Origin of the sequence: Streptomyces longispororuber, assembly GCF_024448165.1 — a bacterium.
Classification (GTDB): domain Bacteria; phylum Actinomycetota; class Actinomycetes; order Streptomycetales; family Streptomycetaceae; genus Streptomyces; species Streptomyces longispororuber_A.
The window spans coordinates 1-6,574 of sequence record NZ_JAMOLN010000342.1 but is presented as its reverse complement, the minus strand read 5'-3'; the positions used below and the strand labels follow the sequence as shown (position 1 = coordinate 6,574).

The following is a 6,574-nucleotide window of genomic DNA, read 5'->3' as shown; positions in this document are numbered from 1 at the left end:
GATCAGGGCCCGTACCCCAGGCACGTAACAGGATGAAGTGGTCGATTCTCGGCGAGAAGGCGGTACGGGCATGCAGTTCGACGACGACGCCAACCTGGACACGTCAGAGGTCCAGGACGTGCGCGGCAGCCGGGTCCCGGGCGGGAAGGCGACCATCGGGGGCGGTCTCGCCGGGCTGATCGCGCTGTTCTTCGGCCTGTTCTTCGGCACGAACGAGTTCGGGCTCTCGTCGGACGACACCGGCACGCCCGCGACGACGGTGTCGAGCGCGGCGCAGGTGCAGCAGCAGTGCCGTACGGGATCGGACGCGAACACCAAGGAGGACTGCCGGATCGTCGCCGTGGTCAACTCCGTCCAGGACTACTGGCGCCAGGAGTTCCAGCGCCGCAGCGGCAGCTACAGCGCCGCGTCCACGGTGTTCTTCACCAACCGGGTGCCCACGGCGTGCGGGCAGGCGACGTCGGCGGTCGGCCCCTTCTACTGTCCGGGCGACCGGAAGGTCTATCTCGACCTGGGGTTCTTCGACGAGCTGCGGACGAAGTTCGGTTCGAGCGGCGGGCCCTTCGCGCAGGCGTACGTGGTGGCGCACGAGTACGGGCACCACGTGCAGAACCTGATGGGCACCCTGCAGCGCTCGCAGGACGGGCGCACCGGGCAGAACAGCAACGCCGTGAAGGTCGAGCTGCAGGCCGACTGCTACGGCGGCGTGTGGGCGCGGCACGCCACCACGACGCCCGACGAGTCGACCGGCAGGCCGCTCATCACGAGCCTGACCGACGCCGACATCCGCGACGGCCTGGACGCCGCGGCGGCGGTCGGCGACGACCGGATCCAGGAGAGGTTCCAGGGCCGGGTGACGCCCGAGTCATGGACGCACGGCTCGGCTCAGCAGCGCCAGCAGTGGTTCTACCAGGGCTACAAGAGCGGCGACATGGCGCAGTGCAACACCTTCCGGTGAGCCGCGGCTAGGCGCCGCCGGTGTGCACCTGGAAGGCCGCCCGGCGGACCGCCTTGGCGAGCGCCGGGTCGGGGTGCGCGGCCGCCAGGGCGACCAGGACCTGGACCGTGCGGGGGTGGCCGACGGCCCGTACCTCCGCGATCAGCGCGGGCACGGTGGGCTGCACCGCGGACTCCAAGTGCCGTACGAGGAGCGGGGCTTCGCCGTGGTCGGCGACCGCGGCCGCGGTGTCGACCCAGAGCCAGGTGGCCTCCTCCCGGGTGAGCACGGTGTGCACGTCCTCGGGGTCGGCGCCCTCGTACTCGGCGAGCCACAGCAGGGCGTAGGGCCGCAGGTGCGGGTCCTCGGCGGCGCGGCGGACCTCGGGTTCGGCGGGGGCGCCGACGACGCGCAGCGCCTCGAAGGCGAGGCCGCGCAGCAGGGCGTCCTCGCCCCGGGCGCCGTCGAGGAGTTCGGTGATGGCGGTGCCGACGTCGCGGGCGGCCAGCCAGGCCCGGTACTCGGCGCGGGCCGCGTTCGGGCGGAGCCGGGCGCAGCCGCGCAGCATGTCCTCGGCGGACTGCTCGATGTTGCCCGCCGGGGACTGGGCGGCGACGCAGATCTGCTCCAGCTTGACCCAGACCGCCCAACTCCCCAGCGGGGTGAGGGTGGCGTGCCCGTCGGCGTACGTCAGCGCGCCGACGGCGGCGAGGCCGCGCAGCGCCCAGTCGAGCAGCGGCAGGAGCGGGGTGTCCTGCGGCGGCACCGGTTCCGGCTGGGGCCCGAAGGGGATCTCGCAGCGGTCGGTGCGCAGCTCGGTGACGCGCTGGTCGAGGAGGTCGAGGAGCTGGGCCGCCGGGACCGGATCGGCCATCAGCTGGAGGAACGAGAGCAGCTGCGGCATGGCCTCGACGGCCTCGGCCACCGCGGCGGCCTCCAGGGAGTCCGGCGCCGGGTGGACGAGCGACCACGCGTCGAACAGGGCGACCCAGCCGCGCAGTACGGCGGTGTCGTCGCGGTCCCAGGCGCGCAGCCGCCAGCCGGGGCGCGCCGTGTCGCCGTGCACCTCGACGAGTCCGGCCAGCCGTGCGGTGTCCCAGTCGGCGCGGACCTGGCGCACCGTCAGGCCGAGGTCGTCGGCGGCGCGCCGGGCGGTCGCGTCGGAGAGGGTGCCCTTTCCGTCACCGGCCGCCGTGTCGTTGCCGGGGCTCAGGGTGGCATCCGCCCAGCGGGCCACCCGCACGGCGGCGGCCAGGGGCTGGCGGCGTGGGCGGACAAGTCGGAGCCGGGAGTCGCGCGGGGTACGGGACGTCACTGGAGCAGTCTCCAGGGTGACCCTCCGAATTCCCAAACGGGAGCTTCTGTTCGGGGTTCGGTCCACGGTTCGTGACGGCTTCCGGTTCGGCGGGCCGGCACCGGTCGAACCGTCACATCAACGGCGTGAGGAAGCGCCGCAGGGCCTCTTCGTAGCCCGCCGGGTCCGCGTTCCACATCGCGTTGTGCGGGGCGTCGTCGACGGTGTGCAGGGTGACCAGGTCGCGGCGCCGCTCGGCGAGGCGGCGGGAGAGCGACCAGGGGGCGACCTCGTCGTCGGGGCCGTGCACGACGAGCGTGGGGACCTTGAGGGCGGCCGGTTCGGCGGCCTCGGCGATGCGGTCGCCGCTCAGTCCCGTGCGGCCCTGGGCGGCGCGGACCGCGAGCGGCAGCAGCGGGCCCGGGGTGCGGCGGGCCTTGGCGAGGGCGCGCAGGGTCGCCTCCCAGGAGAGCACCGGGGAGTCGAGGACGAGGCCGGTGACGCGGTCGCGCAGCGCGGAGTGGGCGGCGGCGTGCAGGGCCATCGCGGCGCCGGTGGACCAGCCCATGAGGACGACGCGCCGCGCCCCGTAGCGCACGGCGTAGCGGATCGCCGCGTCCAGGTCGCGCCACTCGGTCTCGCCGAGGTGGTTCAGGCCGTCCGGGGAGCGGGGCGCGCCGAGGTCGCCGCGGTAGGCGAGGTCGAGCACCGGGAACTGGTGGCGGTGCAGGAACTCCATGAGGTTCATGGGGTGTTCGCGGGTGGTGCCGAGGCCGTGCACGGTGATCACCCAGGTGTCGCGGACGCCGGGCACGAACCAGGCGGGCAGTGCGCCGAGCTCGCCGGGCACGTCGATGTCGGCGTGGTCGAGGCCGAGCGCGGACTTGGGGTCGCCGATGTGGACCTGGGGCGTGAGCCAGGCGCGGGCGCCGGGCTCCAGGGCGCCGTGGGTGACCCGCTCCAGTCTGCGGACGACGGTGTCGGCCTCGTGCGGCGCCGACTCGACGACCGGGCCGACCACCGCGTGGAAGCCGTCGCCCGCGAGCCCGTAGGTGCCCGGGCGCTGGGAGGCCAGGTCGCGGGTGAGGGTGATCTGCCCGGCCGCGGTGGCGTGGACCGTGAGCCGGGGCTCGGTGGGCAGCGGGCGGCCGGCGGGCGCCTTGAGCGCGGCGTCGCTGGCCAGTCGGCCGGCGGCGATCGCGGCGGCCGAGGCCCCTAGGACGGCGGTGACGGCAGCGGCCGTCGCTTTGGCGGTGCGCACCCGTCCAGTGTCGACGGACGGGCGCGCCGCGGCCAGCGGGGCGGTGGACAGGGGTGACGGCGGTGGGCCGCCGGGGCCGGTGGGGCGGGATTTCCGCGCGTCACGGGGACGGCGGCCGCTGCCCGTATCCGCTGAGCCGCTCCCCCGCCGCCCGCAGCTGCTCGTCGGTGAGGAGCGACGGGGTCAGCCCGGGCACGGAGTGGGCGGTGAGCCACAGCCGGCACATCCACTCGAGCTGCGCCGTGCGGTCGTACGCCTGGGAGAGACTGCCCCCGTATGTGACGGTTCCGTGGTTCTGCAGCAGACACCCTGTGCGCTCGGCCAACGCCATGAGCATGTTCTCGGCCAACTCCTCGGTGCCGTACGTGGCGTAGGGGGCGACGCGGACGGGACCGCCGAGGGCCGCCGCCATGTAGTGGACGGGCGGGAGCTCGGGGACGAGCGTGGACACGGCGGTGGCGTGCACGGCGTGGGTGTGCACGACGGCGCGGGCGTCGGTGTGCCGGTACACGGCGAGGTGCAGCGGCAGTTCGCTGGTGGGTTCGAGGGTGCCCGCGTGCCGCTCGCCTTCGAGGTCGACGGCGACGACGTCGCGCGGGCCGAGCCGGTCGTACGGGACGCCGCTCGGGGTCACCAGGACGATGCCGTCGCCCACGCGCACCGAGACGTTGCCGGAGGTGCCGACGACCAGTCCGTCGGTCACGGTCCTGCGGGCGGTCGCCACCAGTTCTTCCCAGGCCTGCTCGAGTTCCGTCATGGCGGGCATCCTGCCAGTCCCGGACTCGCGGGACCGGTCCGGATTCCGGGGGTCCGGAAGCCCTCATATGGGCATAGATCCCCTTCTGAGGACGATTGGCTTGGCTTCGACGGGCAAGACGGGATCATCCGGTAATCTCTGGGAGATTTGTCATGCACGTCGCCATCCGGGGGGAAATATGGCTCGTGATCACAAACCGTCCCGTCGTCGCGCCCGCATCGCCGCAGCGACCTCCGTCGCCGCTCTGACCCTGGGGGGAACCGCGCTCGCGGAGCTGCCGGCCCAGGCGGCGGGGAAGCCGAGGGGGCACGACGTCTCGTCGCACCAGAAGAAGGTCAACTGGCAGAAGGCGAGGAACAAGGGGGCCCGGTTCGTCTACGTGAAGGCGACCGAGTCCACGACCTACCGCAATCCCTACTTCGCGCAGCAGTACAACGGCGCCCGCAACGCCGGGATCATCCGCGGCGCCTACCACTTCGCCCTGCCCAACAAGTCGTCCGGCGCGACCCAGGCCTCGTACTTCGTGCGCAACGGCGGTGGCTGGCGACGGGACGGCTGGACGCTGCCGCCCGCGCTCGACATCGAGTACAACCCGTACAGCTCGAAGAAGTGCTACGGCCTGAGCAGGTCGAAGATGGTCGGGTGGATCTCGTCCTTCAGCAACGAGGTGAAGCGCAGGACCGGGCGGCGCCCGGTGATCTACACCAACTACAACTGGTGGAAGCGGTGCACCGGCAACAGCGGCGCCTTCGCCACCAATCACGCCCTGTGGCTCGCCCGCTACGACGAGAGCGCGGGGTCACTGCCCAAGGGGTGGTCGTACTGGACGTTCTGGCAGTACGGCAACAGCGGTCGCCTGCCGGGTGATCAGAATCTCTTCAACGGGTCGATGACCCAGCTCAAGAGGTTCGCCCGGGGGTAGGTCCGAAGGGCCTTGCCGAAAGTCCCGGAGCCCGTGATTCCGGGGCTTTCGGAGGGTCGGACCGGGGTCGATCCGGAATGCGTGCCACCGCCACGTGTCAAGCGGAGCGGAGGGCCTCCGGATCGGGTCACCGTGCCGCCCGACCCAGTTCATCTTCCGTTCACCCAGCTTGCCTACGTTCACCGTGCCACTGACGTCCAACCGAAGCCTGGGTAAATGGAACACATCACGCTGCTCCTTGCGATCGTGATCGTTACCGCGCTGGTTTTTGATTTCACCAACGGTTTCCACGACACCGCCAACGCGATGGCGACGACCATCTCGACAGGCGCTCTCAAGCCGAAGACGGCGGTGGCCATGTCCGCCGTGCTCAACCTCGTCGGCGCGTTCCTCTCCGTGGAGGTCGCGAAGACCATCTCCGGCGGCATCATCAACGAGGACGGCCTCAAGACAGAGGTCATATTCGCGGCGCTCGTCGGCGCCATCCTCTGGAACCTGCTGACCTGGCTGGTCGGCCTGCCGTCCAGCTCCTCGCACGCCCTGTTCGGCGGCCTCATCGGCGCCGCCGTCATGTCGATGGGCTGGTCCTCGGTGAACGGCGGCACCGTCGTCACCAAGGTGCTGCTCCCCGCGGTCGCCGCACCGATCGTCGCCGGCCTCGCCGCGATGCTCGCCACGCGCCTCACCTACCGCATCAGCAAGAAGACCGATCAGAAGGCCACCGCCAAGGGCTACCGCGCCGGGCAGATCGCCTCGGCCGGCCTCGTCTCGCTCGCGCACGGCACGAACGACGCGCAGAAGACGATGGGCATCATCACGCTCGCCCTGATCACCGGCGGGGTCATCGCGCCCGACGCCGACCCGCCGCTGTGGGTCATCGTCTCGGCCGGCATCGCCATCGCGCTCGGCACGTACCTGGGCGGCTGGCGCATCATCCGCACCATGGGCAAGGGCCTGACCGACCTGCAGCCGCAGCAGGGGTTCGCCGCGCAGACCAGCGCCGCGACCGTCATCCTCGCCTCGTCGCACCTCGGCTTCTCGCTCTCCACCACGCAGTCGTGCTCCGGCGCCGTGATGGGTTCGGGTCTCGGCCGCAAGGGCGGCGTGGTCCGCTGGTCCACCGCCAACCGGATGTTCGTCGCGTGGGGCCTGACCCTGCCGGCCGCCGGGCTGGTCGGTGCGGGCGCCGAGTTCCTCACCAAGCAGGGTCCGTGGGGCATCGGCCTGACGGCCGCGCTCCTGGTCGCCGGTTCCGCGGTCATCTGGAAGCTGTCGCGCCGCAACTCCATCGACCACCGGAACGTCACCGACGACGAGGTCGGCACCCCGGCCGCCGCCGAGGAACCCGCGGGCGTCGTGACCACGGCCATCGCCGCCGTCACCCCGCCGCCGGCCGGCACCCT

6 protein-coding genes are annotated in these 6,574 nt (G+C 72.2%); 3 read left to right on the top strand and 3 right to left on the bottom strand.

Annotated features, from left to right (window positions below; all coding sequences use genetic code 11):
• The first annotated feature begins 70 nt into the window (after positions 1 to 70).
• A complete protein-coding gene (ypfJ, locus tag M4J07_RS46005; RefSeq protein ID WP_255983021.1) occupies positions 71 to 958 on the top strand; it encodes a KPN_02809 family neutral zinc metallopeptidase in 888 nt (295 codons plus the stop codon).
• 7 nt (positions 959 to 965) lie between these two features.
• Here the strand turns inward: ypfJ and M4J07_RS46000 are convergent, their stop codons facing one another.
• From M4J07_RS46000 to M4J07_RS45990, 3 genes are all read right to left on the bottom strand, one after another.
• Positions 966 to 2,252, bottom strand: a complete 1,287-nt coding sequence (locus M4J07_RS46000; RefSeq protein ID WP_255983019.1) for a hypothetical protein — start codon at positions 2,250 to 2,252, stop codon at positions 966 to 968.
• A gap of 112 nt (positions 2,253 to 2,364) precedes the next feature.
• The gene (locus M4J07_RS45995; RefSeq protein ID WP_255983016.1) at positions 2,365 to 3,492 is read right to left on the bottom strand and encodes an alpha/beta hydrolase; all 1,128 of its coding nucleotides are present in this window, start codon (positions 3,490 to 3,492) and stop codon (positions 2,365 to 2,367) included.
• Between the two features lie 100 nt (positions 3,493 to 3,592).
• On the bottom strand, positions 3,593 to 4,249 hold the full coding sequence (locus M4J07_RS45990) for a class II aldolase/adducin family protein (protein WP_255983014.1): 657 nt from the start codon (positions 4,247 to 4,249) through the stop codon (positions 3,593 to 3,595).
• A 178-nt stretch (positions 4,250 to 4,427) separates the two neighbouring features.
• On the opposite strand from M4J07_RS45990, the gene M4J07_RS45985 reads away from it, so the two are divergent.
• Together M4J07_RS45985 and M4J07_RS45980 are read left to right on the top strand one after the other, a co-directional pair.
• Complete coding sequence (locus M4J07_RS45985; RefSeq protein ID WP_255983012.1) at positions 4,428 to 5,171, top strand: lysozyme; 744 nt, start codon at positions 4,428 to 4,430, stop codon at positions 5,169 to 5,171.
• 216 nt (positions 5,172 to 5,387) lie between these two features.
• On the top strand, positions 5,388 to 6,574 hold a 1,187-nt coding region (locus M4J07_RS45980), incomplete at its 3' end, for an inorganic phosphate transporter (protein ID WP_255983010.1).

What these genes read in the sequence shown, in the direction of transcription:
- ypfJ (WP_255983021.1), top strand. Translation starts at nt 71, where the DNA reads ATGCAGTTCGACGACGACGCCAACCTGGACACGTCAGAGGTCCAGGAC.
- M4J07_RS45990 (WP_255983014.1), bottom strand. Translation starts at nt 4,249, where the DNA reads ATGACGGAACTCGAGCAGGCCTGGGAAGAACTGGTGGCGACCGCCCGC.
- M4J07_RS45985 (WP_255983012.1), top strand. Translation starts at nt 4,428, where the DNA reads ATGGCTCGTGATCACAAACCGTCCCGTCGTCGCGCCCGCATCGCCGCA.